At 72.0% G+C, this 24,138-nt stretch carries 24 protein-coding genes and 1 riboswitch; of the genes, 15 read left to right on the forward strand and 9 right to left on the reverse strand.

Going from position 1 to position 24,138, the window contains the following annotated elements; translation table 11 throughout:
- Positions 1-81 precede the first annotated feature (81 nt).
- Both ACIQVT_RS09825 and ACIQVT_RS09830 read left to right on the forward strand, forming a co-directional pair.
- Entirely contained in the window at positions 82-483 is a 402-nt protein-coding gene (locus ACIQVT_RS09825; protein ID WP_403750151.1) for a helix-turn-helix transcriptional regulator, read from the forward strand.
- 34 nt (positions 484-517) lie between these two features.
- Positions 518-934 (forward strand): VOC family protein, encoded by a 417-nt coding sequence (locus tag ACIQVT_RS09830; protein ID WP_403750153.1) that lies wholly within the window; start codon positions 518-520, stop codon positions 932-934.
- Positions 935-981: 47 nt separating this feature from the next.
- On the opposite strand, the gene ACIQVT_RS09835 is transcribed toward ACIQVT_RS09830, so the two are convergent.
- The 5 genes from ACIQVT_RS09835 to ACIQVT_RS09855 all read right to left on the reverse strand — a co-directional run bounded on the left by ACIQVT_RS09835 (position 982) and on the right by ACIQVT_RS09855 (position 4,727).
- Positions 982-1,200: a hypothetical protein gene (locus ACIQVT_RS09835; RefSeq protein ID WP_403750156.1), complete on the reverse strand. Its 219-nt coding sequence runs from the start codon at positions 1,198-1,200 to the stop codon at positions 982-984.
- Between the two features lie 41 nt (positions 1,201-1,241).
- Positions 1,242-1,574: a DUF952 domain-containing protein gene (locus tag ACIQVT_RS09840; RefSeq protein WP_403750159.1), complete on the reverse strand. Its 333-nt coding sequence runs from the start codon at positions 1,572-1,574 to the stop codon at positions 1,242-1,244.
- Positions 1,575-1,610: 36 nt separating this feature from the next.
- Positions 1,611-1,856 (reverse strand): hypothetical protein, encoded by a 246-nt coding sequence (locus ACIQVT_RS09845; RefSeq protein ID WP_403750161.1) that lies wholly within the window; start codon positions 1,854-1,856, stop codon positions 1,611-1,613.
- 206 nt (positions 1,857-2,062) lie between these two features.
- A complete protein-coding gene (locus tag ACIQVT_RS09850) occupies positions 2,063-3,208 on the reverse strand; it encodes a family 2 encapsulin nanocompartment cargo protein polyprenyl transferase (RefSeq protein ID WP_403750164.1) in 1,146 nt (381 codons plus the stop codon).
- A gap of 112 nt (positions 3,209-3,320) precedes the next feature.
- Positions 3,321-4,727 carry a family 2B encapsulin nanocompartment shell protein gene (locus tag ACIQVT_RS09855; RefSeq protein WP_403750166.1) on the reverse strand — a complete coding sequence of 469 codons (1,407 nt, stop codon included), beginning with the start codon at positions 4,725-4,727 and terminating at the stop codon, positions 3,321-3,323.
- Positions 4,728-5,032: 305 nt separating this feature from the next.
- Here ACIQVT_RS09855 and ACIQVT_RS09860 point away from each other — a divergent pair, with 305 nt between their 5' ends.
- Together ACIQVT_RS09860 and ACIQVT_RS09865 are read left to right on the forward strand one after the other, a co-directional pair.
- Positions 5,033-5,626: an N-acetylmuramoyl-L-alanine amidase gene (locus ACIQVT_RS09860; protein ID WP_403750169.1), complete on the forward strand. Its 594-nt coding sequence runs from the start codon at positions 5,033-5,035 to the stop codon at positions 5,624-5,626.
- An 803-nt stretch (positions 5,627-6,429) separates the two neighbouring features.
- On the forward strand, positions 6,430-7,335 hold the full coding sequence (locus tag ACIQVT_RS09865; protein WP_403750171.1) for a 1-aminocyclopropane-1-carboxylate deaminase/D-cysteine desulfhydrase: 906 nt from the start codon (positions 6,430-6,432) through the stop codon (positions 7,333-7,335).
- Here ACIQVT_RS09865 and ACIQVT_RS09870 read toward each other — a convergent pair.
- Positions 7,332-8,915, reverse strand: a complete 1,584-nt coding sequence (locus ACIQVT_RS09870) for a Na+/H+ antiporter (RefSeq protein WP_403750174.1) — start codon at positions 8,913-8,915, stop codon at positions 7,332-7,334. The genes ACIQVT_RS09865 and ACIQVT_RS09870 overlap by 4 nt on opposite strands.
- 61 nt (positions 8,916-8,976) lie before the next feature.
- Between ACIQVT_RS09870 and ACIQVT_RS09875 the strand changes: the two genes are divergently transcribed.
- The 3 genes from ACIQVT_RS09875 (at position 8,977) to ACIQVT_RS09885 (ending at position 11,140) form a co-directional block, all read left to right on the forward strand.
- Positions 8,977-9,237, forward strand: a complete 261-nt coding sequence (locus ACIQVT_RS09875; protein ID WP_403750177.1) for a UBP-type zinc finger domain-containing protein — start codon at positions 8,977-8,979, stop codon at positions 9,235-9,237.
- A gap of 296 nt (positions 9,238-9,533) precedes the next feature.
- Complete coding sequence (locus ACIQVT_RS09880) at positions 9,534-9,950, forward strand: anti-sigma regulatory factor (RefSeq protein WP_009190566.1); 417 nt, start codon at positions 9,534-9,536, stop codon at positions 9,948-9,950.
- 17 nt (positions 9,951-9,967) lie between these two features.
- Complete coding sequence (locus ACIQVT_RS09885) at positions 9,968-11,140, forward strand: RNA polymerase sigma factor SigF (protein ID WP_403750180.1); 1,173 nt, start codon at positions 9,968-9,970, stop codon at positions 11,138-11,140.
- A gap of 37 nt (positions 11,141-11,177) precedes the next feature.
- Here the strand turns inward: ACIQVT_RS09885 and ACIQVT_RS09890 are convergent, their stop codons facing one another.
- Positions 11,178-11,630 (reverse strand): hypothetical protein, encoded by a 453-nt coding sequence (locus ACIQVT_RS09890; RefSeq protein WP_403750183.1) that lies wholly within the window; start codon positions 11,628-11,630, stop codon positions 11,178-11,180.
- Positions 11,631-11,766: 136 nt separating this feature from the next.
- On the opposite strand from ACIQVT_RS09890, the gene ACIQVT_RS09895 reads away from it, so the two are divergent.
- Together ACIQVT_RS09895 and ACIQVT_RS09900 are read left to right on the forward strand one after the other, a co-directional pair.
- Positions 11,767-12,735 (forward strand): diacylglycerol/lipid kinase family protein, encoded by a 969-nt coding sequence (locus ACIQVT_RS09895; protein WP_403750186.1) that lies wholly within the window; start codon positions 11,767-11,769, stop codon positions 12,733-12,735.
- A 320-nt stretch (positions 12,736-13,055) separates the two neighbouring features.
- The gene (locus tag ACIQVT_RS09900; protein WP_003992873.1) at positions 13,056-13,313 is read left to right on the forward strand and encodes a WhiB family transcriptional regulator; all 258 of its coding nucleotides are present in this window, start codon (positions 13,056-13,058) and stop codon (positions 13,311-13,313) included.
- Positions 13,314-13,512: 199 nt separating this feature from the next.
- Here ACIQVT_RS09900 and ACIQVT_RS09905 read toward each other — a convergent pair whose 3' ends face one another.
- Complete coding sequence (locus ACIQVT_RS09905; RefSeq protein WP_403750923.1) at positions 13,513-14,979, reverse strand: sensor histidine kinase; 1,467 nt, start codon at positions 14,977-14,979, stop codon at positions 13,513-13,515.
- 530 nt (positions 14,980-15,509) lie between these two features.
- Between ACIQVT_RS09905 and nagB the strand changes: the two genes are divergently transcribed.
- The 6 genes from nagB to ACIQVT_RS09935 all read left to right on the forward strand — a co-directional run bounded on the left by nagB (position 15,510) and on the right by ACIQVT_RS09935 (position 23,903).
- Complete coding sequence (gene nagB, locus ACIQVT_RS09910; protein ID WP_403750188.1) at positions 15,510-16,295, forward strand: glucosamine-6-phosphate deaminase; 786 nt, start codon at positions 15,510-15,512, stop codon at positions 16,293-16,295.
- Between the two features lie 233 nt (positions 16,296-16,528).
- On the forward strand, positions 16,529-17,293 hold the full coding sequence (locus ACIQVT_RS09915; protein WP_403750190.1) for a GntR family transcriptional regulator: 765 nt from the start codon (positions 16,529-16,531) through the stop codon (positions 17,291-17,293).
- Positions 17,294-17,419: 126 nt separating this feature from the next.
- Positions 17,420-17,695 (forward strand): DUF3311 domain-containing protein, encoded by a 276-nt coding sequence (locus ACIQVT_RS09920; RefSeq protein ID WP_403750192.1) that lies wholly within the window; start codon positions 17,420-17,422, stop codon positions 17,693-17,695.
- Positions 17,692-19,302 (forward strand): monocarboxylate uptake permease MctP, encoded by a 1,611-nt coding sequence (gene mctP / locus ACIQVT_RS09925; RefSeq protein ID WP_403750194.1) that lies wholly within the window; start codon positions 17,692-17,694, stop codon positions 19,300-19,302. Before ACIQVT_RS09920 ends, mctP begins: the two co-directional genes overlap by 4 nt.
- A 965-nt stretch (positions 19,303-20,267) precedes the next feature.
- A riboswitch (cobalamin riboswitch) is annotated at positions 20,268-20,410 on the forward strand.
- A gap of 122 nt (positions 20,411-20,532) precedes the next feature.
- Positions 20,533-22,890 (forward strand): ribonucleoside-diphosphate reductase subunit alpha, encoded by a 2,358-nt coding sequence (locus tag ACIQVT_RS09930; protein ID WP_403750196.1) that lies wholly within the window; start codon positions 20,533-20,535, stop codon positions 22,888-22,890.
- Positions 22,890-23,903: a ribonucleotide-diphosphate reductase subunit beta gene (locus tag ACIQVT_RS09935; protein WP_403750198.1), complete on the forward strand. Its 1,014-nt coding sequence runs from the start codon at positions 22,890-22,892 to the stop codon at positions 23,901-23,903. Before ACIQVT_RS09930 ends, ACIQVT_RS09935 begins: the two co-directional genes overlap by 1 nt.
- Here the strand turns inward: ACIQVT_RS09935 and ACIQVT_RS09940 are convergent.
- Positions 23,816-24,058 (reverse strand): hypothetical protein, encoded by a 243-nt coding sequence (locus ACIQVT_RS09940; RefSeq protein ID WP_403750200.1) that lies wholly within the window; start codon positions 24,056-24,058, stop codon positions 23,816-23,818. The two genes, ACIQVT_RS09935 and ACIQVT_RS09940, sit on opposite strands and share 88 nt — an antisense overlap.
- Between the last annotated feature and the right edge of the window lie 80 nt (positions 24,059-24,138).

Here is a 24,138-nt window from a genome sequence, read left to right on the forward strand (position 1 = left end):
CCGAACACGGCGTTCGTCACGGCCGGGTGCGGTCTTTCCCGCCCCTGGAGGCCGCGGGCGGTGGTGTGACAGGCTGAGCGGATGACCGCCCTGGAGGATCTCAGACGGCTGCGACGGGTGCGGGACCGGATGGACCGCGAGTACGCCGAGCCGCTCGACATGACCGGGCTGGCCCGCGACGCCCTGATGTCCCCGGGCCACTTCCAGCGCAGCTTCCGCAAGGCGTTCGGCGAGACGCCGTACAGCTATCTGATGACCCGCCGGATCGAGCGCGCGAAGACCCTGCTGCGCCGGGGCGACCTCACCGTGACCGAGGTGTGCCTCGCCGTCGGCTGCACCTCGCTCGGCTCCTTCAGCTCCCGGTTCACCGAGCTGGTCGGCGAGACGCCGAGCGCGTACCGGGCCCGCGACCACGAGGAGAGCGCGGTGATCCCGTCCTGCGTGGCCCGCCGGCTGACCCGGCCCCGGCGCCGCCCGTACTGAGGCACGGCGCGGTCCGCGGTCCTAGGGTGAGTCCATGGACGTGAAACTCGCGCAGTGCTTCCTCGCCGTGGACGACCACGACAAGGCCATCGCCTTCTACCGCGATGTGCTGGGCCTGGAGATCCGCAACGACGTGGGCTTCGAGGGGATGCGCTGGGTCACCCTGGGCTCTCCGCTCCAGCCCGACGTGGAGATCGTCCTGGAGCCGCCGGACGCCAGCCCCGACGCCTCCCCCGCCGACAAGCAGGCACTGAACGAGCTGCTCGCCAAGGGCCTGCTGCGCGGGGTGATCTTCACCACCCGCGACTGCGACGCCCTGTACCAGCGGGTGCGGGAGGCCGGCGCCGACGTCATCCAGGAGCCGACGGACCAGCCGTACGGGGTCCGCGACTGCGCCTTCCGCGACCCGGCCGGCAACCAGCTGCGCTTCCTCGAGCGACCGGCGGGCTGACCCCCCGCGCGGTACGGCACGACGGGGGCGGGCGCCGCCGTGCCGCCTCAGGGCAGGGCCGTGGCACGGGCGCAGGCGAGGGGGCCGCGGCCGGACTCCGGTGCCGCCCCGGTCGTCCGGCAGGCGGAGGGATCCTCGTCCGGGTCCGGTGGGTGCGAGGAGTCGTCCCCGTTCTCCCACACGTAGGGGCCTCCGGGCCGGGCCTCGTCCTGGAGGACGAGCGTGAGGCCGCCGCCGACCGCCACGGCCACCGTCCACACCGTCACGGCCCACCACCACGTCCGGCGGCGCACGTCCCCCCGCCGCTTCACCCCCAGGGCTCCACGTCCACCACGGCCGCGACCGGCACCGGCCCGTACACGTGCGGGAACTCCTCCCCGCCCGGTTCGGCCGCCTCGTACCGCACCGGCGCCCCGACGCGGGCGGGGTCCACCACGAGGACCACCAGCTCGTCCGGGCCGTCGTAGTCGCCGTAGAGGAAGGCGGCGACACGTGGCAGCTGGTCCCGGGTGGAGAAGTGGATGAATCCCTCCTCCTGGAGGGTGCGGCCACGGGTCGACAGCTCATAGGTGCCGCGCTCGCGCGCCGCCTCCCACAGGGAGCGCTCGGTGACGTGCAGGATGTGCGGAAGTTTCGGCATGCGCCCACGCTACGGCGCCCCCTGGCCGTCCCGTGCTCAGACGGCGCTGTTCCCCGTCCCCGTCGCCGGCGGACGCTCCGGGCCGCCGTCCCCCCGCCGCACCGGGGCACCGGCGGGCCGGGCGGGGTCGGAGTGGGCGGGGTCGGTGCGGGACACGCAGTCGGGGCTGTGGCACGGACCGGAGGACCATACCGGCACCCAGGTACCCAGGGTCTTGTGCCGCCTGACGACCGTGTCGACGGGCTGTCCGCAGACGGGACAGACGGGTTGTTCGCTGCCCATGCCCTCAGGGTAGGTCCGCGGCGGGTTCAGCGCTTCCCGCCGCACGCCCGCACGAGCGCGCCGTCTACGTCCCGGCGGAGCGGCGGGCCCCGCGCACTGTGGGGGTGCGCGGGGCCCGTCTGGCCGGAGACCCGGGCGCCCGTGCGGGGTCAGGAGCCGCACAGGTCCCGGAACTCCGGATTCCAGGTGTTGCCGGGGCGGCGACCTCAGCTGCTGCGCCGGGTCACGAACTCGGCGAGCGCCAGCAGACCCCCGGCAGCCTCCGGGACGGGTACCGCGCGGGCCAGCTCCTGCATCGCGCGGGCCATCCGGTCGGCCGCCTCGGCCTGCGCCCAGTCCCGGCCGCCGGCCCGCTCCACCGCAAGCGCCGTCCGCGCGATCTCCCCGTCCCCGGCCTCCGCCTCGACGTAGGGCTTCGCGTACAGCGCGGTGAGTTCGGCCGCCGCGGGGGTGCCGGAGGTGAGCGCCGCCACCACCGGGAGCGACTTCTTGCGCGCCGCGAGATCCGCGCCGGCCGGCTTGCCGGTGTGCCGCGGGTCCCCCCATATCCCGATGACGTCGTCGATGAGCTGGAACGCGAGCCCGGCCTGCCGGCCGAAGCCGTCCAGGGCGGCCACCTCGTCCGCGCCGGCGCCCGCGTACAGCGCGCCGAGCGCGCAGGCACAGCCCAGCAGGGCGCCGGTCTTGGCCTCCGCCATGACGAGGACCTCGTCCAGGGTGACCGCGTCCGGGGCGCGGCGCTCCAGTGCGGTGTCGGTGTGCTGGCCGGCACAGAGTTCCATGACGCAGCCGGCGAGCCGGGCCACGGCCGGGGCCGCGGCCGGGTGCGGGTCCTCGGCGAGCAGCCGCAGGGCCAGCGCCTGGAGAGCGTCCCCGGCGAGGATGGCGTCGGCGTCGCCGAACACCGTCCAGACGGTGGGCCGGTGCCGCCTGGTGGTGTCCCGGTCCATCACGTCGTCGTGCAACAGCGTGAAGTTGTGGACGAGTTCGACCGCCACCGCCGCGCGGACGGCCGCCGCCCGGGCCGCCGGTCCTCCGAGCGCGGCGGCGGCCGCGAGGACGAGCGCGGGCCGCACCGCCTTGCCCGCGTTGCCCGCCGCCGGTGTGCCGTCCGCCTGCTGCCAGCCGAAGTGGTAGAGCGCGACGCGGCGCATGGAGCCGGGCAACGTCTCGACGGCCGCGCGCAGTTGCGGGTCGACGAGCGCGCGGGTGCGCTCCAGCAGTGCCGTCGCCTCGTGCCCGTCGGCCGGACCGGCGGCGACCTCCCCTGCTCTGTCCCCCGGGTCCCCCGGGATGCCGGGACGCGGCACCCCGGGGGCTCGCTGCCCGGTCTCCGTCATGAACTCGGCCATGCCTCCCCCTCGCCAGGTCCGTGCGGGCCGGTGTCGCCGGCCCGACCGGACGGCTGTCCCGGGGGCCTACCCGCCCGTGTCCCCGGGGACACGGCGGCGACGTGCGCAGACGTCACCCCCACCGGCCGATCTCGACGTTCTCCAGCACTCCGAGCGCGTCGGGCACCAGGACGGCCGCCGAGTAGTACGCCGTCACCAGGTACTTGATGACGGCCTGTTCGTTGATGCCCATGAACCGCACGGACAGGCTCGGTTCGATCTCGTCCGGGATGCCGGACTGCCGCAGGCCGATGACGCCCTGGTCGGCCTCGCCCGTACGCATCGCGAGGATGGACGTCGTACGGGCCTCGCTGATCGGGATCTTGTTGCACGGGTAGATCGGCACCCCGCGCCAGGTGGGGATGCGGTTGCCGCCGATGTCGATGGTCTCCGGGACCAGTCCGCGCTTGTTCAGCTCGCGTCCGAACGCGGCGATGGCGCGCGGGTGGGCGAGGAACAGCTTGGTGCCGCGGCGGCGGCTGAGCAGTTCGTCCATGTCGTCCGGGGACGGTGCGCCGTCGTGCGGCTGGATGCGCTGGCCGTACTCGCAGTTGCTGAGCAGACCGAACTCCGGGTTGTTGATCAGCTCGTGCTCCTGGCGCTCCTTGAGCGCCTCGACCGTGAGCCGCAGCTGCTGCTCGGTCTGGTTCATCGGCTGGTTGTACAGGTCGGCCACGCGGGTGTGGATGCGCAGCACGGTCTGGGCGATGCTCAGCTCGTACTCGCGGGGCCGGGGTTCGTAGTCGACGAAGGTGTGCGGGATGTCGGGCTCGCCGGAGTGGCCGGCCGCCAGCTCGACCTCCTTCTCGCCGTACTTGTTGGTCCGCTGCCGCGGGAGCGCGCGCACCTGGTCGAGGTGTTCCCGCAGGGTGTCCGAACGCTCGGCGACCTGCTCGAAGTCCTGGCGGCTCAGGACCAGCACCGTGGTCGCGGTGTCCGCGCGGGCCGTGTACTCCCAGATGGCGTCGGGGTCGACCAGCGCCTGGTCGCCGAAGTAGGCGCCGTCCGCGAGGACACCGAGGGCCGCGTCGTCGCCGTACGGACCCGTGCCGACCTTCGACACCCTGCCGTGGGCGAGCAGGTAGACCTCTTCCGTCCGGTTGCCGAAGTCGGCGATGACCTCGCCCGGCGCGAAGTCCCGTCGGCGGCAGCGCCGGGCCAGCTCGGTGAGCACCTCCTCGTCCTCGTAGGACCGCAGGACCGGGAGCTCGCCCAGTTCGGCCGGGATGACCTCCACCTGGTCACCGGTCTTCACGAAGGTGACGCGGCCGTCGCCGACGGCGTAGGTCAGCCGCCTGTTCACCCGGTACGTACCGCCCTGGAGGTCCACCCAGGGGAGCGTGCGCAGCGCCCAGCGGGAGCTGATCTCCTGCATCTGCGGAACGGACTTGGTGGTGGTGGCCAGGTTCCGCGCTGCCGCCGTCCCGAGGGACTGCTGCGGCCTGCCCTGATCCGTGCGGACCTCTTCGCCTACCGACATAGAGAAATGCCCTCCCAATGTATGCCCGGTCGCCCTGTCGCACGGAGCTCCGGTCTCGGGTCGAGCCTTTCATCACGGTGTGTCGCCGCACCATTACCCGAAAGAGCGGGAATGGATCATCGCACTACTGGGCACAATGAGGGACTTGCCCCGCCCCTCCCCGATGGCACCGGATGCGCCGCCTGTCCGGATCGGCTCGCACACCGTACGAACGATGTGTCCGCACACGTCCGGTTTCGGTAGAAGCAGCCAGAGCGGATCGGTCGCGACCGGCGGCCGGACGGGCACGGCAGAAGGAGTCGGTCATGGCCCCACCCATGTCGGCGAGCGGATTTCTGGACGCGCTGCGGGCGGAGGGCGTCACGGTCGTCGAGATCGGCGACTGGCAGCACCACAACCGCAATCACAAGGGGCCCTGGGGGCCCGTCCACGGCGTGATGATCCACCACACCGTCACCCGGGGCAGCGCGGCCACGGTGGACATGTGCCGCGACGGCTATGCGGCGCTGCCCGGTCCCTTGTGCCACGGCGTGATCACCAAGGACGGCACGGTCCACCTGGTCGGCTACGGGCGCGCCAACCACGCCGGGCTCGGCGACGACGAGGTGCTGCGCGCGGTGATCGCCGAGCGGGGGCTGCCACCGGACAACGAGGCGAACACCGACGGCAACCGGCACTTCTACGGCTTCGAGTGCGAGAACCTCGGCGACGGGGAGGACCCGTGGCCGGAACCGCAGCTGGACGCGATCGAACGGGTCGCCGCGGCGGTGTGCCGGCACCACGGGTGGACAGAACGGTCGGTCATCGGGCACCTGGAGTGGCAACCGGGCAAGATCGATCCCCGGGGCTTCACGATGGCGTGGCTGAGGGACCGGGTACGGGAACGACTCAAGGACTGAAGGGCTGGCGCCCCCACGCCCCACCGTCCGGCCCGAGGGCGAGGGGCGGCCGGCCGACGCCTGACGGGTGACCGCCGCCGTGACGGTTCCGGGTCACTGGACGTCCTCACCGGACCACAGCCCGTCGCGCACCCGGAAGCCGGGCCGGCCGGTAGCCGCTCGGAGCAGCCGGCCGGTCACCGGCGGCACCCCGCCGACGCCGCCCCGTCCGCACGCCGGAGAGCCGCCACCGGCCCGTCGACGCCCGGCCGTGCGGCGCCTCAGCCAACCGATCGAGCTCCTCAGTGGCCGGCCGGTGAACACGGCGGGCGGTTCTCGACAGCCACCTGGGCGGCCGCTCCAGGCGTGCCGACGGCCCCGGGACCGGCCCTGTGTGCGCGTCAGACAGCCGGCCCACGCCCGTCGATGCCCTGGTCGTACGCAGCGCGCGATTCCGGCAGCCGGTCGGCGCCCCCAGTCGCCCGCCGGCGGGCACAGTGGGCAGTCTGTCGACGGCTCCCCGCCCGCCCGGTGGGTTCTCCGGGGCAACTGGTCGCCCGCCCGCTGCGCCCGGCCGTAGAGGCGCTCCAGCCAACCGGTCCACGCGCTCGGCCGTCGACCGGACGCGGGCCCGCGTCTGCCCCGGGACCCCCCGGTGGGCGCCTCGATGACGGTCGACGGCCCGTCGGCTGCCGTCGCGCGGACGCTCGTCGTATCGGGGTGGTCGCTGGGCATCGCCGCAGCTGCGGGCGGGCGTTGCGCCGGAACCGTGCCGTCGCCCGCGCAGGGCGGCAGGCCGTCGGGGTCGGGGGACAATGGGGTGCGTGACCAGCCCGGATCCGCTCGCGCCCCGCCTCCCCTCCCCGTTGCACGCGGTCCATGACGACCGTTTCGCCCGGCGCGGGGTGCGGTTGCTGCTCAAGCGGGACGACCTGGTCCACCCGGAGTTGATCGGCAACAAGTGGCGCAAGCTGGTGCCCAACATCGCCGCGGCGCGGGGCCGTCCGCTGGTCACCTTCGGCGGGGCCTACTCCAACCACCTGCGGGCCACCGCCGCGGCGGGCCGGCTGCTCGGGCTGCCGACCACCGGTGTGGTCCGGGGCCAGGAGCTGGCCGGCCGCCCGCTCAACCCGTCCCTGGCCCGGTGCGCGGCCGACGGGATGCGCCTGCACTTCGTGGACAGGGCGACGTACCGCCGCAAGGACGAGCCGGAGACCCTGGCCGCCGTCCTGCGCGCGGCCGGGGCCGAGGGGGCGTACGTCGTCCCCGAGGGCGGCAGCAACGCCGAGGCGGTCCGAGGCTGTCGCGCCCTCGGCGAGGAGCTGCGCGGCCGGGCGGACGTCGTCGCGGTCGCCTGCGGCACCGGCGGCACCCTCGCCGGCCTGGCCGCCGGGATATCGCCCGACCAGCGCGCGCTCGGCGTGCCGGTCCTCAGGGGCGGCTTCCTGGAAGCGGCCGTGGAACGGCTCCAGGAAGCCGCCTTCGGCGCGCGCACCGGCACCTGGTCGCTGGCCGACCGCTTCCACTGCGGGGGCTATGCCCGTACGACACCGGACCTGCTGGCCTTCGCACAGGATTTCGAGCAGCGGCACGGACTGCCCCTGGAACGTCTCTATGTCGCCAAGTTGCTGTACGGACTGCTCGCGCTGGCGGAGGAGGGGGCCTTCGCGCGCGGGACGACGGTCGCCGCCGTGGTGACCGGCCGGCCGGACCCGGACGACGGGCCCTAACCGGCCTCCCGGTAGGCGGCCGCCTCCTCCAGGTCCAGGCGCCGGAGCAGGGCGCGCAGCATCTCGTCGTCGATGTGACGGTGGTCGCGGAGTTTGACGAAGACCTCGCGCTCGGCGCTGATCATCTCGCGGGACAACCGTCGGTAGGTCTCGTCCACGGATTCACCGGTCACCGGGTTGACCTGGCCGAGCCGTTCCCAGACGGCGTTGCGGCGGCGCTCCAGGACGGTGCGCAGCCGGTCGGCGAGCGGCGGAGGCAGGGCGTTGCGGTCGTCGGTGAGGAGTTCGTCCAGGCGGCTGTCGGCGGCCCGGGACGCCTGGGCCTGGGCGTTGGCCTCGGCGAGGGTCTCGGCGCGCCGGTCGCGGGCGGGGAACCTCAGGAGCCGGATCAGCGGGGGCAGGGTCACGCCCTGTACGACCAGCGTGCCGATGACCGTGGTGAAGGTCAGGAAGAGGACCAGGTTGCGCGGGCCGTCGGCCATGGTCGGCGGGATGGCGAAGGCGATCGCCAGGGAGACGACACCGCGCATGCCGGCCCAGGCGGTGACCATCGCGCCCCGCCAGGTGGGGTTGTCCTCGCGCTCCCGGATGCGCGCCGACATCATCCGGGGCAGGAAGGCGGCCGGGTAGACCCAGACGAACCGGGCCACGACGACGACCAGGAAGACGGCGACCGCGTATCCCACGGCGGCGGCGCCCTCGTACTCCCCCAGCCGCTTGAGGACGATAGGCAGCTGGAGGCCGATCAGGGCGAAGACGGCGGACTCCAGCACGAAGGCGACCATCTTCCACACCGCCTCCTCCTGGAGCCGGGTGGCGAAGTCGACCTCCCAGGCGCGGTGGCCGAGGTAGAGGGCGACGACGACGACCGCGAGCACTCCGGAGGCGTGGGCCTGCTCGGCGACCCCGTAGGCGACGAACGGGATCAGCAGGGAGAGCGTGTTCTGGAGGAGAGCCTCGGTCAGGCGCGTGCGCAGCCAGTGCAGGGGTGCCATGAGGACGAGGCCGATCCCGACGCCGCCCACCGCGGCGAGCAGGAAGTCGCGGATGCCGCCGCCCCAGGTGGCCCCCGCGCCGATCGCCGCGCCGAGCGCCACCTTGTACGCGGTGATCGCGGTGGCGTCGTTCAGCAGGGACTCGCCCTGGAGGATGGTGGTGATCCGGGAGGGCAGGCCGGCCCGGCGGGCGACCGCCGTGGCCGCGACCGCGTCCGGCGGGGCGACCACCGCGCCCAGCACCAGGGCGGCGGGCAGCGGCAGTCCGGGCACGATCAGGTAGGCGGCCCAGCCGACGACCAGGGTCGCGAAGAGCACGTAACCGACCGACAGCAGGGCCACCGGTCGCAGCTGGGCGCGCAGGTCGAGGTAGGAGCTGTCGGCGGCGGAGGTGTACAGCAGCGGGGGCAGCAGCAGCGGCAGGACGATGTGCGGATCGAGGGTGTAGGACGGCACACCGGGGATGCCCGAGACCACCAGCCCCACCGCGACCAGCAGCAGGGGCGCCGGCACGGGAGTGCGCCGGGCCGCCCCGGCCACCGCGGCACTGCCCGCCACCAGCAACAGCAGTGGCATCACGTCCATGGTCTTCGCCCACCCTCGTATTCCGCGCGGTCACCCGCACGCCCGTCGTAATCTGGCAATCATGAAACAGTGCACGCACGCCGACGCGCTGCCGCTCCCGGAGCCGGAGCCGCTCGGCGAGACCTGCCCGGAGTGCCTGCGCAACGGCACCCACCCGGTGCAGCTGAGGCTGTGCCTCACCTGTGGCCACGTCGGCTGCTGCGACTCCTCGCCCGGACGGCACGCGACGGAGCACCACGAGCGGACCGGTCATCCGGTGATGCGGACCTTCGAGCCCGGCGAGGACTGGCGGTGGTGCTTCGTGGACCACGTCCTGGTCTGAGTGTTTCCCGTCCGGGCGGGTTCTCGTGTGACACTGCATGGGGTGGTCGCCGCACGACGGTTCGAGCAGGTGGCGCCTGGGTACGTCAACCCGGCGCGCGCTCTTTCCATTTGGGTCCGCAGACCCTCTAGACACGGAGCGTATCCACAGCTTTACTGTGAGTGACGCCAGGGGGTCGGGGTCCCGGGGACAGGAATGTTCGCAGCGCGATAGCGTCACCGCTTGAACTCGTACGCGTTACCCCGGGGGGCGAGACCCTCGGCCCCATAAAGCTTTGTACCACCATGGAGGTGAGGGTGTCCCAGATCGCAGGCGAGCCCGCGGCGAACCAGGACTTCGTGGAAGTCCGGCTGCCGGCGGCGGGTGCCTACCTGTCGGTGCTGCGGACGGCCACGGCCGGTCTGGCGGCCCGCTTGGACTTCACCCTGGACGAGATCGAGGACCTGCGCATCGCCGTGGACGAGGCCTGCGCGATCCTGCTCCAGCAAGCCGTGCCCGGTTCGGTGCTCAGCTGTGTCTTCCGGCTCGTCGACGACTCGCTGGAGGTCACGGTGTCGGCGCCGACCACCGACGGCCACGCTCCCTCACGGGACACCTTCGCCTGGACCGTGCTGTCGGCCCTCGCGGGGAAGGTCTCGTCCGCCGTCGACGAGGACAAGACGGTGTCGATCAGCCTCTACAAACAGCGCGGCGCGGGTCCCGGGCCGGCGTGAGGAACGGGGACGGGCCGGTGCGGGACGAAGAGCGCGGCACGCGGGAGCGGCCGACCGGGGACGAGGGTGCTCCCTGGTCGTGGGAGTCCCCCCGCTCGGGCGCAGTCGAGGGTGACACCGGAGCCGACACCCCGGGGCAGGACCCCCGGGACGGCTCCCGGCGCATGGCGGACGGCATCGACGGCATCCCCGAGCAGGCCAGACCGCACCCGGAGGACGGCTCGGCGCCGGCCGGTGACGACGGTGCCGCTCCGGCGGCGCCGCCGGAGGCACACGGCGGTGCCGGTTCCGCAGGCCGCGCGGGGGCGAGGGCTCGGGGAAGGGCTACGGGCGGGACGATGAGCGAGCACGGGCGACACGCCGACGACGACGCGCCGGCCGCGGAGGCCGTGCCTGCCGCGCAGCACGCCGGGCAGCACGCCGCGCACCACACCCCGCACGACCGCAGCGGGGCACGGGCGCTGTTCGTGGAGCTGCGCGCGCTGGACGCGACCAGCGCGGAGTACGCGGAGCTGCGCAACCGGCTGGTCCGCATGCATCTGCCGCTCGTGGAGCACCTGGCGCGCCGGTTCCGCAACCGGGGCGAGCCGCTGGACGACCTCACCCAGGTCGCCACGATCGGTCTGATCAAGTCCGTCGACCGGTTCGACCCGGAGCGCGGCGTGGAGTTCTCCACGTACGCCACCCCGACCGTGGTCGGTGAGATCAAGCGGCACTTCCGGGACAAGGGCTGGGCGGTGCGGGTGCCGCGCCGCCTCCAGGAGCTGCGGCTGGCGCTGACGACCGCGACGGCCGAGCTCTCCCAGCTGCACGGCCGCTCCCCCACGGTGCACGAGCTGGCCGAGAAGCTCGCCATCTCCGAGGAGGAGGTCCTGGAGGGCCTGGAGTCGGCGAACGCCTACTCCACGCTGTCGCTGGACGTCCCCGACACGGACGACGAGTCGCCGGCGGTCGCCGACACCCTGGGTGCGGAGGACGAGGCGCTGGAGGGGGTCGAGTACCGCGAGTCCCTCAAGCCGCTGCTGGAGGACCTGCCGCCGCGCGAGAAGCGCATCCTGCTGCTGCGCTTCTTCGGGAACATGACCCAGTCGCAGATCGCGCAGGAGGTCGGCATCTCCCAGATGCACGTCTCCCGGCTGCTGGCCCGCACCCTGGCCCAGCTGCGGGAGAAGCTCCTCGTCGAGGAGTGAGCGCCGCGCAGGGGTGAGGAAGACCGGGCAGTGGGCGCTATTCGGCCCGGCCCGGTCCCTTGATCCCGAGGGCCCGGGTCGTCTCGCTGTTGACCAGCAGGACGAGCGCCGCCACGGCGACCACCGCCAGGGCGATGCCGACCGGGATGGCCATGCTGTCGGCCTGGAGCAGGTTGTAGGCCACCGGGAGCGCCATCAGCTGCGTGATCACGGCGGGGCCCCGGCTCCAGCCGCGCCGCAGCAGCAGACCGCGCGCGGCGAGCAGCGGCAGCAGCGCGAGGACGACCAGGGTGATGCCCAGGGTCACGGCCTGCTGCCGGCCGTCCGGGTCACCGGTGAGCGCGCGGACGACCACCCACAGACCGCCGCCCACCAGGGCGGCTCCCTCCAGCGCGGCCAGTGCCGCCGCGTACGTCAGCCGGCGCGGGCGCGGCTCGGTGGCCGGGGCGGTCTCGGCGGTGTCCGGGGCGGGATTCTGCTCACTGCTCACCCCAGCAGGGTAGCCCGCCCGCCCCCACGCCCGGCGGTGCCCGGTGGAGCCGGGTGTCCAGGCTCACCCGCCGGGTTCTTACCGCTTCCCTACCTCGGTCTGGGATCAATACCCCCCAGTAGGTACGCTGCCATGCATGCGTGCACTTCTCGTGGTCAATCCGGCGGCAACCACCACAAGCGCACGCAGGCGTGACGTCCTGATCCACGCGCTGGCGAGCGAGATGAAGCTGGAGGCGGTCACCACCGAGTACCGCGGGCACGCGCGCGACCTCGGCCGGCAGGCGGCGGAGAGCGACGACATCGACCTGGTGGTGGCGCTCGGCGGTGACGGCACGGTCAATGAGGTCGTCAACGGTCTGCTGCACGCCGGCCCCGATCCGGAGCGGCTGCCCGGTCTGGCTGTGGTCCCCGGCGGCTCCACCAATGTCTTCGCCCGCGCCCTGGGCCTGCCCAACGACCCGGTCGAGGCGACCGGCGCGCTGCTGGACGCGCTGCGCGAGGGCAGCGAGCGGATCGTCGGGCTCGGTCTGACCTCGGGTCCGCGGGGCACCGAGGACGAGGCGGTGCCGGCCCGCTGGTTCACCTTCAACGCCGGGCTGGGTTTCGACGCGGGCGTGGTGGGGCGGGTCGAGCAGCAGCGCGAGCGCGGGAAGAAGTCGACGCACGCGCTCTACGTCCGCCAGGTGGTCCGGCAGTTCCTCGGGGAGACCAACCGCCGGCACGGCACGATCACCCTGGAGCGGCCCGGCGCGGACCCGGTCGAGGAACTGGTGGTCGCCATAGTCTCGAACACGTCCCCGTGGACGTATCTGGGCAACCGCCCGATGTACACCTCGCCCCGGGCGTCGTTCGACGCCGGCATCGACGTGCTCGGTCTCAGCCGCCTGTCGACGGCCGCGGTTGCCCGGTATGGCACCCAGTTGCTCACTTCGTCCCCCGAGCGCGGACCCCATGGGAAGCACGCGGTGGCGCTGCACGATCTGGACCAGTTCACCTTGCATTCGAAGGCGCCCCTCCCCCTCCAGATGGACGGTGACCACCTGGGGCTGCGAACCAGCGTGACGTTCACAGGCGTACGCCGTGCACTGCGTGTGATTGTGTGAGCGGAAGAGGCGAAAGTCCTTTCACTCGAACGTTTAGGCCAGGATCCACCCCATGGAAGTACGGCTGTGACCTAGTCGACACCGAGGAATCAAAAAAAATCTTCGGGAAGGGGTTGTATCCGCCGCTGAGGTTTGCGAGTCTCTACGTGGCGATCGGGACGGCCCGCAACATCGGCATCCACTGATCACCAGAACCCCTCTTCAATCCACAGGACCACGCCGGGGAGACTCGGCGATCGGCCCTTCACTTGTTGAGGGATTCGTGAAAGCGTTCACATTCACAAGCAATCCGCACGTAATACCAAGGAGAGGTAGCAGCCATGGACTGGCGTCACAACGCCGTTTGCCGCGAGGAAGACCCCGAGCTCTTCTTCCCCATCGGCAACACCGGTCCTGCGCTGCTGCAGATCGAGGAAGCCAAGGCCGTCTGCCGCCGCTGCCCGGTGATCGAGCAGTGTCTGCAGTGGGCGCTCGAGTCCGGTCAGGACTCCGGCGTCTGGGGTGGTCTCAGCGAGGACGAGCGCCGTGCCATGAAGCGCCGCGCCGCCCGCAACCGGGCCCGTCAGGCCTCCGCCTGACATCCCACCCCTCTTGACGGCCTGAGCTTGGCGGCGCGTGCAGCACGCACGCTTCTCCCGCCCCCGAGCCGCAGCGCGCAGTATCCCCCGATGCGCTTAGCGACACAGCGGAGCAGCAACGAGCATCAGCCTCGGACCAATGGCGGTCCGGGGCTTTTTGCTGCGCCCGGTCCCCCGCGCCCCCGCCGGGCGGCCCGGGTCACTTGTCCGCGCGTACGGGGACGTCCAGGATCACCCGGGTCCCCCGCTCCGGCGCCGGCACCATGTCGAAGGTGCCGCCCAACTCGCCCTCCACCAGCGTGCGGACGATCTGGAGCCCGAGGTTGCCCGAGCGGTGCGGGTCGAAGCCCGCGGGCAGACCGACGCCGTCGTCCTGGACGGTGACCAGGAGGCGGGCCTCCTTGGCGGTGCCGCCGCGCACCGCGGAGACCTCGACCGTGCCGGTGTCCCCCTCGCGGAAACCGTGCTCCAGCGCGTTCTGGAGGACCTCGGTGAGCACCATGGACAGCGGGGTGGCGACCTCGGCGTCGAGTATGCCGAACCGTCCCGTGCGCCGGCCGGCCACCTTGCCCGGCGAGATCTCGGCGACCATCGCGAGCACCCGGTCGGCGATGTCGTCGAACTCCACCCGCTCGTCCAGGTTCTGCGACAGCGTCTCGTGGACGATGGCGATGGAACCGACCCGGCGGACCGCCTCCTCCAGCGCCTCGCGGCCGCTCTCGGAATCGATGCGCCGGGCCTGGAGCCGCAGCAGCGCGGCGACCGTCTGGAGGTTGTTCTTCACCCGGTGGTGGATCTCCCGGATGGTCGCGTCCTTGGTGATCAATTCACGTTCGCGGCGGCGGAGTTCGGTGACGTCCCGGCACAGCACCAGTGAACCGATGCGGGTCCCCTTGGGTTTGAGCGGGATGGCCCGGAACTGGATGACACCGTCATGGGCCTCGATCTCGAACTCGCGCGGCGCCCAGCCGCTGGCCGCCTTCGCGAGCGCCTCGTCCACCGGGCCCCGGGTGGGGGCGAGTTCGGCGGTGGTCCGGCCGAGGTGGTGACCGACCAGGTCGGCGGCGAGACCGAGGCGGTGGTAGGCGGACAGGGCGTTCGGGGAGGCGTACTGGACGATGCCGTCCGCGTCGAGCCGGATCAGGCCGTCGCCGGCGCGCGGGGAGGCGTCCATGTCGACCTGCTGGTCGGGGAAGGGGAAGGAGCCCGCGGCGATCATCTGCGCCAGGTCGGAGGCGCTCTGGAGGTAGGTCAGCTCCAGCCGGCTCGGGGTACGGACGGTGAGCAGGTTGGTGTTGCGGGCGATCACACCGAGGACGCGGCCCTCACGGCGCACGGGGATGGACTCGACCCGTACGGGGACCTCCTCGCGCCACTCCGGATCGCCCTCGCGCACGATCCGGCCCTCGTCGAGCGCCGCGTCCAGCATGGGCCGCCGGCCGCGCGGGACCAGGTGGCCGACCATGTCGTCCTGGTAGGAGGTGGGGCCGGTGTTGGGCCGCATCTGGGCGACCGAGACGTACCGGGTGCCGTCACTGGTGGGCACCCACAGGACCAGGTCCGCGAAGGAGAGGTCGGAGAGCAGCTGCCACTCCGAGACCAGCAGGTGGAGCCACTCGAGATCGGAGTCGTCGAGGGCGGTGTGCTGGCGTACGAGTTCGTTCATGGAGGGCACGTGTGCGAGCGTACCGGGGCCGCGCGGGGGCCGGAGAACACCCGCGGGCCGCGGCGCCTGGAAGGGACCCTCAACCCTCCCGGCACCGCAGCCCGGAGCATCATCGGCCGTGGGGTGTGCGGTCCCGGTCGGCCGAAGGTCGAGGAGCCGGGACAGTCAGGGCAGAGAGCCCGGTTCCTCGGTCCGCCTTCCTGTGCGGGGAGGGCGGAGACCTGTTCTCATGGATTGTGGACTAGACCATGAGCGCGTGTCCATGGTGGGGGCGAACGCCGCGGACCACTGGCACGCGATGCCAGGAAGCCTAGCCCGCCCGGGTCGCCCGTGGGGCCGGATGGCCGGGGCAATTTCCGCGGAGGCCGCCCGTTCCCCCCGGTTCCGTGGCTGCGGCAGGAGGCCCGGCCCCTCGCTCACCGCCCGTTCCGCGCCCTACGCGGACCCACGCCCGGGAACCCCGGTTCTGCTAGATTGGTCTAAACCACATGGAGACGCACACAGCCCCCTTTCAGAACGGCAGGCACAGCGTGGAAGTTGTCATCGTTCCGGACGCCGCGGCGGGCGGCGAGCTGATCGCCGAGGCCATGGCGCAGCTGCTGCGGCGCAAGCCCGACGCCCTGCTCGGTGTGGCCACCGGCTCGACCCCGCTGCCCGTCTACCAGGCCCTGACCGCCAAGGTGCGCTCGGGCGCCGTGGACGCCTCCCACGCGCGGATAGCGCAGCTCGACGAGTACGTGGGCCTGCCCGCCGACCACCCCGAGTCCTACCGCTCGGTGCTGCGCCGCGAGGTGCTCGAACCGCTCGGCGTCGGCATGGACGCGTTCGTGGGGCCGGACGGCACGGCCGACGACGTCCAGGCCGCGTGCGAGGCGTACGACCGCGCGCTGGTCGAGGCCGGCGGGGTGGACCTCCAGCTGCTGGGCATCGGCACCGACGGGCACATCGGGTTCAACGAACCGTGCTCCTCGCTCGCCTCGCGCACCCGGATCAAGACGCTGACCGAGCAGACCCGGATCGACAACGCCCGCTTCTTCGACGGCGACATCGAGCAGGTTCCGCACCACGTCATCACCCAGGGCATCGGGACCATCCTGGAGGCCCGGCACCTGGTGCTGCTGGCCACCGGCGAGGGCAAGGCGGACGCGGTCGCCGCGACCGTCGAGGGCCCGGTCGCGGCGGTCTGCCCGGCCTCCGCGCTCCAGCTCCATCCGCACGCCACGGTGGTCGTCGACGAGGCCGCCGCCGCCAAGCTGAAGCTGGCCGACTACTTCCGGCACACGTACGCCGACAAGCCGGAGTGGCAGGGCCTCTAGCCGGGGAACAGGGGTACGCGGGGCGGCGAGGTGTGCGACACCGGGCCGGGCACGCCGTCACCCCTCGGCCTCCCGCGCCCCGGATGGACTAGACCAACAGGGGGCGCACCGGTATACAGAGGAGATCACGGAGCGTGCGGGGGGAGTCCCGACACGGCGACCCGTGCCACGATGTGTGCCGTGGCCGATGGGATGTCGGTCGCTTTCGGCACTCGGAGCCGGGAAGGCAGAGCATGAGCACCGACGTCAGCAGTGCGGAGAACGAAACCGGCACGACCGTCCGTACCGCGCGCGTGCCCAAGTACTACCGCCTGAAGAAGCACCTGCTCGACATGACGGAGACGCAGGCACCGGGCACGCCGGTCCCGCCCGAGCGGACCCTGGCCGCCGAGTTCGACACCTCCCGCACCACGGTCCGCCAGGCGCTCCAGGAACTGGTCGTGGAGGGCCGGCTCGAACGCATCCAGGGCAAGGGCACCTTCGTGGCCAAGCCCAAGGTCTCCCAGGCGCTCCAGCTCACCTCATACACCGAGGACATGCGGGCGCAGGGCCTGGAGCCGACCTCGCAGCTGCTGGACATCGGGTACGTCACGGCGGACGACCGGCTCGCCGGGCTGCTCGACATCACCGCCGGCGGGCGCGTGCTGCGCATCGAGCGGCTGCGCATGGCCAACGCCGAGCCGATGGCGATCGAGACCACGCACCTGTCGGCGAAGCGCTTCCCGGCCCTGCGGCGGTCGCTGGCGAAGTACACGTCCCTGTACACCGCGCTCGCCGAGGTCTACGACGTCCACCTCGCCGAGGCCGAGGAGACCATCGAGACCTCGCTGGCCACCCCCCGCGAGGCCGGCCTGCTCGGCACCGACGTGGGCTTGCCGATGCTGATGCTCTCCCGGCACTCCCTGGACCGCCGCGGCGACCCGGTGGAGTGGGTGCGCTCGGTCTACCGCGGGGACCGCTACAAGTTCGTGGCGCGGCTGAAGCGGCCCGTGGAGTAGGGGCGGGAGCGCGCCTTCACCGCATCGACATACCGATATGCGGACGAGGTCTTCCACTGGCACGACGCCGTCACCTAGATTGCCTGCGCATTACACAGGTGATCAGCGAGGGGACGGAGCCGTGGCATGTCCGAAACGCCTGAAGTGAGACCACCGGTGGTGACACCGGTCAGGGTGGTCATCGCCCTGTGTCTCGTCGCGCCCTTCGTGGCGATGCTGTGGGTCGGCTCGTACGCCGGGACGGACCCCACGTTCGTCGGGATCCCGTTCTTCTACTGGTACCAGATGCTCTGGGTGCTGATCTCCACCGCGCTCACCGTGCTCGCGCACCAACTGTGGCAGCGCGACCAGCGTGCCCGCGGCGGGTCCGCCGCCGGCCGGGACAAGGAGGCGGCGAAGTGAAGGACGGCGTCAACGGCGTCGCGCTCGGCGTCTTCATCTTCTTCTTCCTGGCCGTCACGGTCATGGGCTTCCTGGCCGCGCGCTGGCGCCGGGCCGACGACGAGCACACCCTCGACGAGTGGGGTCTGGGCGGCCGGTCCTTCGGCACCTGGGTCACCTGGTTCCTGCTCGGCGGCGACCTGTACACGGCGTACACCTTCGTGGCCGTACCGGCGGCGATCTACGCGGCGGGAGCCTCCGGGTTCTTCGCCGTGCCGTACACGATCCTGGTGTACCCGCTGATCTTCACCTTCCTGCCCCGCCTGTGGTCGGTCTCGCACCGCCACGGGTACGTCACCACCTCCGACTTCGTGCGCGGCCGGTTCGGGTCGAAGGGTCTGTCGCTGGCGGTGGCCGTCACCGGCATCCTGGCGACGATGCCGTACATCGCGCTCCAGCTCGTCGGCATCCAGGCGGTGCTGGACGTCATGGGCGTCGGTGGCGGCGAGCACACCAACTGGTTCGTGAAGGACCTGCCGCTGCTCATCGCCTTCGGCGTGCTGGCGGCCTACACCTACTCCTCCGGGCTCCGCGCCCCCGCGCTGATCGCGTTCGTCAAGGACGCGCTGATCTACATCGTCATCGCGGTGGCCATCATCTACATCCCCATCAAGCTCGGCGGGTTCGACGACATCTTCGCCAAGGCGGGCCAGAAGTTCACCACCACCGGGGTGGGCGGTGTCGTGCCGGCCCCCGCGGGACAGTGGACGTACGCCACGCTGGCCCTCGGCTCCGCGCTGGCCCTGTTCATGTACCCGCACTCGATCACCGCGACCCTGTCGTCCAGGAGCCGTGAGGTGATCCGCCGCAACACCACGATCCTGCCGCTGTACTCCCTGATGCTGGGTCTGCTGGCGCTGCTGGGCTTCATGGCGATCGCGGCCGGGGTGAAGGTCACCAACGGGCAGCTGGCGATCCCGCAGCTGTTCGAGGACATGTTCCCCGACTGGTTCGCGGGCGTGGCCTTCGCGGCGATCGGCATCGGGGCGCTCGTCCCGGCGGCGATCATGTCCATCGCGGCGGCCAACCTGTTCACGCGCAACATCTACAAGGACTTCATCAAGCCGGACGCCACGCCCCAGCAGGAGACCCGGGTCTCCAAGATCGTGTCCCTGCTGGTGAAGGTCGGCGCCCTGGTCTTCGTCCTGACCATGGACAAGACGGTGGCCATCAACTTCCAGCTCCTCGGCGGCATCTGGATCCTCCAGACGTTCCCGGCCCTGGTCGGCGGCCTGTTCACCCGCTGGTTCCACCGCTGGGCTCTGCTCGCCGGCTGGGCGGCGGGCATGGTCTACGGCACCATCGCCGCGTACGGGATCGCCTCGCCGACGCAGAAGCACTTCGGCGGCAGCGCCAAGGAGATCCCCGGCATCGGCGAGATCGGCTACATCGGCCTCACCGCGTTCGTCCTGAACGTGGTGGTCACGGTCGTCCTCACCTTCGTCCTGAAGGCCGTCAAGGCCCCCGAGGGCGTCGACGAGACCAGCCCCGGGGACTACACGGCCGACGCCGGCGACCCGGGTGTACAGGTGGAACTGCCGCCGGCCACCGCGGACGCCGCCCACTGAGGTTTCCGGCAGCGCACTGTGCTGCGGGCCGCCGGAGGTTCCCCTCCGGCGGCCCGCCGCCAGGCACCGGGCGGGCGGCGAGTCCGCCGGGCGGACGACGGCGTCACCGCCGCCGGTGCCGGAGAGGGCTCCGGTGCCGGCATCGGCGGGTGCTCCGGTGTCGCGGGGCGGGGCCCTGTCCGCCAGGGCGCGCAGCACGGCCCGGCGCAGCACGACCGGATCGGGGGTCACCGCCGCACCCGGCTCCACATCGGTGACGTGCACCAACCGGTCTGGCCCGCCGAAGCCTTTGGGGACGGGCCCGGGCGGCACGGTGCCGCACCGGAAACGTCCACGCGGGCCGCGGTCGTGAACGCCCTCGCTCTCGTCGACGCGCTCCGGCCCGGAGTCGGGGACTGCCGTCTCCGACCGGCGGCAAGCTGCTCCCGGTGGACCGGTCCGGCGGGGCTCCCGGCGGGCCACAGGCGCTCGCGGGACGGCCGTCGCCTACTTTCCGGAAGCCCGCTGCCCCGCACGGGCGACTCCCCCCGGGGGGCGAGCCGGTGCTTCGTTCGAGCGACGCCCGCGTGATCGGCATGGCGAAGGTACACGGACCGCGCCGAACGACCACCACGCACCTGCCCCAGCGGACCGGCACCGCGTAAGGGGCCCGCGGGGCGGCCGTCGCGCACTCCCCGGCAGCCCGCTGGCCCGCACGGGCAACACTCACGGCACCCTCCCCCGGCAGGCCGGCGCCCGGCCACACACCCCGCCCCCAGGTGAGCCGGCGGCCCGCACACTGAACGCCCGCACACCCTCCCGGGCGGACCGTCGCCCCCGCAGCCTGATGCGCCCCCCGACGAACGCCGGGCCCCCGCAGGACGGTCGCCCGTTGCCCCCGTGGGTCCCTCCCCGGCAGGGCGCCGGCGCACCCCGGACACGCCCCGGACACGGTGGGCCGACACAACATGTGGGGGTGACGTGGCAGCCCGGCACCAGATGTATGCTCGTGCTCGCTGTCGCCGCAGGGGAATCCGGTGCGAGTCCGGAACTGTCCCGCAACGGTGTGCTCGCGTGCGTCCGCACGCCTGTTCCAGTCCGAGGTCCTGCCGACAGCGCACCCGGCCGTCCGGTCCGGGTGCCTGTGACGTCCGGGTCTCGTGGAGTGGGCCGGTGGACGCGACGCCGTGCGCGCTCGTGACTGCCCCCTGCCCTCCGCCAGGCCCCGTGCCGAGCGAGGGAGAGCCCCACGTGACCATCGCGCCAGCCGATCCGGCTTCAGTCACCGAGCCGAAGTCCGACGGCCCCGGTACCGCGCTGCTGCGGATCCTGACCGAGTTGACCGCGGACCTGCCCGACGCCGACCCCGGCCGGGTCGCCGCCGCCGCGCTGCGCGGCCGGTCCGCGCGGGCGGACGAGGCGGAGCTGCGGGAGCTGGCCACGGAGGCCGCCGCCGGCCTGATCTCCGAGGACCCCGCCTACTCGAAGCTGGCCGCCCGGCTGCTGACCCTCGCGATCCGGGACGAGGCCGCCTCGCAGGGCGTGACGTCGTTCACCGGGTCCGTCGCCGTCGGGCACCGCGAGGGCCTCGTCGCCGACCGCACCGCCGCCTTCGTCCGGCTGCACGCCGAGCGGCTGGACGCGCTGGTCGACGGCGCGGCCGACGACCGGTTCGGCTACTTCGGCCTGCGCACCCTGCACAGCCGCTACCTGCTGCGGCACCCGATCACCCGCAAGGTGATCGAGACGCCCCAGCACTTCATGCTGCGCGTGGCGAGCGGTCTGGCCGAGGACGACACGAGCCGGGCCGTGGACGAGGTCGCGGCGCTGTACCGGCTGATGAGCCGCCTGGACTACCTGCCCTCCTCCCCCACCCTGTTCAACTCCGGCACCCGGCACCCGCAGATGTCGTCCTGCTACCTGCTGGACTCCCCGCTGGACGAGCTGGACTCCATCTACGACCGCTACCACCAGGTCGCCCGGCTCTCCAAGCACGCCGGCGGCATCGGTCTGTCGTACTCCCGCATCCGGTCGCGCGGTTCGCTGATCCGGGGGACGAACGGGCACTCCAACGGCATCGTGCCGTTCCTGAAGACGCTGGACGCCTCGGTGGCCGCGGTGAACCAGGGCGGCCGGCGCAAGGGCGCGGCGGCGGTCTACCTGGAGACCTGGCACTCCGACATCGAGGAGTTCCTGGAGCTGCGGGACAACACCGGCGAGGACGCCCGCCGTACGCACAACCTCAACCTCGCGCACTGGGTGCCGGACGAGTTCATGCGCCGGGTCAACGCCGATGAGCAGTGGTCGCTGTTCTCGCCCGCCGACGTGCCGGAGCTGGTCGACCTGTGGGGCGCGGAGTTCGACGCCGCCTACCGCCGGGCCGAGGCGGCGGGGCTGGCCCGCAGGACGATCCCGGCGCGGGACCTGTACGGCCGGATGATGCGCACCCTCGCGCAGACCGGCAACGGCTGGATGACGTTCAAGGACGCCGCCAACCGCACCGCCAACCAGACCGCCGAACCGGGCAGCGTCATCCACTCCTCCAACCTGTGCACGGAGATCCTGGAGGTCACCGACGACGGCGAGACGGCCGTCTGCAACCTGGGCTCGGTCAACCTCGGCGCGTTCGTGCGGGACGGGGACATCGACTGGGAGCGGCTGGACGAGACGGTCCGCACGGCCGTCACCTTCCTCGACCGCGTGGTGGACATCAACTTCTACCCGACGGAGCAGGCGGGCCGGTCCAACGCCAGGTGGCGTCCGGTCGGCCTGGGCGCGATGGGCCTCCAGGACGTCTTCTTCAAGCTGCGTCTGCCCTTCGACTCCCCCGAGGCCAAGGCCCTGTCCACGCGGATCGCCGAGCGGATCATGCTCGCCGCGTACGAGGCCTCCGCCGACCTCGCCGAGCGCAACGGGCCGCTGCCCGCCTGGGAGCGGACCCGTACCGCCCGCGGGGTGCTCCACCCCGACCACTACGACACCACGCTCACCTGGCCCGAGCGCTGGGAGGTGCTGCGCGCGCGCATCGCGCGGACGGGGATGCGCAACTCGCTGCTGCTGGCCATCGCCCCGACGGCCACGATCGCCTCGATCGCGGGGGTCTACGAGTGCATCGAGCCGCAGGTGTCGAACCTGTTCAAGCGCGAGACGCTGTCCGGTGAGTTCCTCCAGGTCAACTCCTACCTGGTGCGGGAGCTGAAGGACCTCGGGGTGTGGGACGCCCGCACCCGCGAGGCGCTGCGCGACGCGAACGGCTCCGTGCAGGGGTTCGCCTGGATCCCCGAGGAGGTACGCAGGCTGTACCGCACGGCCTGGGAGATCCCGCAGCGCGGCCTCATCGACATGGCCGCCGCCCGCACCCCGTTCCTCGACCAGGCCCAGTCCCTGAACCTGTTCCTGGAGACGCCGACCATCGGCAAGCTCTCCTCGATGTACGCGTACGCCTGGAAGTCCGGGCTGAAGACGACGTACTACCTGCGCTCGCGTCCCGCGACGCGCATCGCCCGCGCCGCCCAGGCGCAGCCCGCCATTCCCGTGCAGCAGGCCACCGACCCCGACGCGGTCGCCTGCTCCCTGGAGAACCCCGAGTCCTGCGAGGCCTGCCAGTGATGACCACCCGTGACACCCGGCTCCTCGACCCGGGCTTCGAACTGACGCTGCGTCCCATGCGCTACCCCGACTTCTACGAGCGCTACCGGGACGCCATCAAGAACACCTGGACCGTGGAGGAGGTCGACCTCCACTCCGACGTCGCCGACCTCGCCCGGCTCACGCCGGAGGAGCAGCACCTCATCGGCCGGCTGGTCGCCTTCTTCGCGACCGGTGACTCGATCGTCGCCAACAATCTGGTGCTGACGCTGTACAAGCACATCAACTCCCCCGAGGCGCGGCTCTACCTGAGCCGGCAGCTGTTCGAGGAGGCAGTCCACGTCCAGTTCTACCTGACCCTCCTGGACACCTACCTGCCCGATCCCGACGACCGCGCCGCCGCCTTCGCCGCCGTCGAGAACATCCCGTCCATCCGGGAGAAGGCCGGGTTCTGCTTCAAGTGGATCAACGAGGTGGAGAAGATCGACCGGCTGGAGACGCCGGCCGACCGCCGCCGCTTCCTGCTGAACCTGATCTGCTTCGCCGCCTGCATCGAGGGGCTGTTCTTCTACGGCGCCTTCGCGTACGTCTACTGGTTCCGCAGCCGGGGTCTGCTCCACGGCCTGGCCACCGGCACCAACTGGGTGTTCCGCGACGAGACGATGCACATGTCCTTCGCGTTCGACGTCGTCGACACCGTGCGCAAGGAGGAGCCGGAGCTGTTCGACGACGCGCTGCGGCAGGAGGTCACCGACATGCTCGGGGAGGCCGTCGAGGCGGAGCTCCAGTTCGCCCGTGACCTGTGCGGCGACGGCCTTCCCGGCATGAACACCGACTCCATGCGCCAGTACCTCCAGTGCGTCGCCGACCAGCGCCTGACGCGTCTCGGCTTCGCCCCGGTGTACGGCTCGCAGAACCCCTTCTCCTTCATGGAGCTCCAGGGTGTTCAGGAGCTGACGAACTTCTTCGAGCGCCGTCCGTCGGCGTACCAGGTGGCGGTGGAGGGCACCGTCGACCTGGACGAGGACTTCTGAGCCCCTGCCTTCGTCCGGTCCTCCTGGGCCTCCCTCAGCTGCCGGTCGATGCGCCTGTCGCGCACGACACCGAGCAGGGACGGGAGGACCAGGAGGACCAGGATCCCGAGGGTGGTGGACATTCCGATGAGGCCTTCGATCTGGTTTCCGTTCATGGACACCACTGTCCCGCCGGATACTCCTTACCGGCAGTGGCAGGAATGCCAGGGACCCTCGAATTACTGCCACCGGTGCG

The sequence above is a fragment of the Streptomyces sp. NPDC100445 genome (genome assembly GCF_044759735.1).
In the GTDB taxonomy this organism is placed as follows: Bacteria; Actinomycetota; Actinomycetes; order Streptomycetales; family Streptomycetaceae; genus Streptomyces.

What these genes read in the sequence shown, in the direction of transcription:
- ACIQVT_RS09830 (WP_403750153.1), top strand. Translation starts at nt 518, where the DNA reads ATGGACGTGAAACTCGCGCAGTGCTTCCTCGCCGTGGACGACCACGAC.
- ACIQVT_RS09870 (WP_403750174.1), bottom strand. Translation starts at nt 8,915, where the DNA reads ATGGACGTGATGCCACTGCTGTTGCTGGTGGCGGGCAGTGCCGCGGTG.
- ACIQVT_RS09900 (WP_003992873.1), top strand. Translation starts at nt 13,056, where the DNA reads ATGGACTGGCGTCACAACGCCGTTTGCCGCGAGGAAGACCCCGAGCTC.
- ACIQVT_RS09915 (WP_403750190.1), top strand. Translation starts at nt 16,529, where the DNA reads ATGAGCACCGACGTCAGCAGTGCGGAGAACGAAACCGGCACGACCGTC.
- ACIQVT_RS09905 (WP_403750923.1), bottom strand. Translation starts at nt 14,979, where the DNA reads ATGAACGAACTCGTACGCCAGCACACCGCCCTCGACGACTCCGATCTC.
- ACIQVT_RS09825 (WP_403750151.1), top strand. Translation starts at nt 82, where the DNA reads ATGACCGCCCTGGAGGATCTCAGACGGCTGCGACGGGTGCGGGACCGG.
- ACIQVT_RS09940 (WP_403750200.1), bottom strand. Translation starts at nt 24,058, where the DNA reads ATGAACGGAAACCAGATCGAAGGCCTCATCGGAATGTCCACCACCCTC.
- ACIQVT_RS09860 (WP_403750169.1), top strand. Translation starts at nt 5,033, where the DNA reads ATGGCCCCACCCATGTCGGCGAGCGGATTTCTGGACGCGCTGCGGGCG.
- ACIQVT_RS09850 (WP_403750164.1), bottom strand. Translation starts at nt 3,208, where the DNA reads ATGGCCGAGTTCATGACGGAGACCGGGCAGCGAGCCCCCGGGGTGCCG.
- ACIQVT_RS09875 (WP_403750177.1), top strand. Translation starts at nt 8,977, where the DNA reads ATGAAACAGTGCACGCACGCCGACGCGCTGCCGCTCCCGGAGCCGGAG.
- ACIQVT_RS09855 (WP_403750166.1), bottom strand. Translation starts at nt 4,727, where the DNA reads ATGTCGGTAGGCGAAGAGGTCCGCACGGATCAGGGCAGGCCGCAGCAG.
- ACIQVT_RS09840 (WP_403750159.1), bottom strand. Translation starts at nt 1,574, where the DNA reads ATGCCGAAACTTCCGCACATCCTGCACGTCACCGAGCGCTCCCTGTGG.
- ACIQVT_RS09920 (WP_403750192.1), top strand. Translation starts at nt 17,420, where the DNA reads ATGTCCGAAACGCCTGAAGTGAGACCACCGGTGGTGACACCGGTCAGG.
- ACIQVT_RS09935 (WP_403750198.1), top strand. Translation starts at nt 22,890, where the DNA reads ATGACCACCCGTGACACCCGGCTCCTCGACCCGGGCTTCGAACTGACG.
- ACIQVT_RS09895 (WP_403750186.1), top strand. Translation starts at nt 11,767, where the DNA reads ATGCGTGCACTTCTCGTGGTCAATCCGGCGGCAACCACCACAAGCGCA.
- ACIQVT_RS09845 (WP_403750161.1), bottom strand. Translation starts at nt 1,856, where the DNA reads ATGGGCAGCGAACAACCCGTCTGTCCCGTCTGCGGACAGCCCGTCGAC.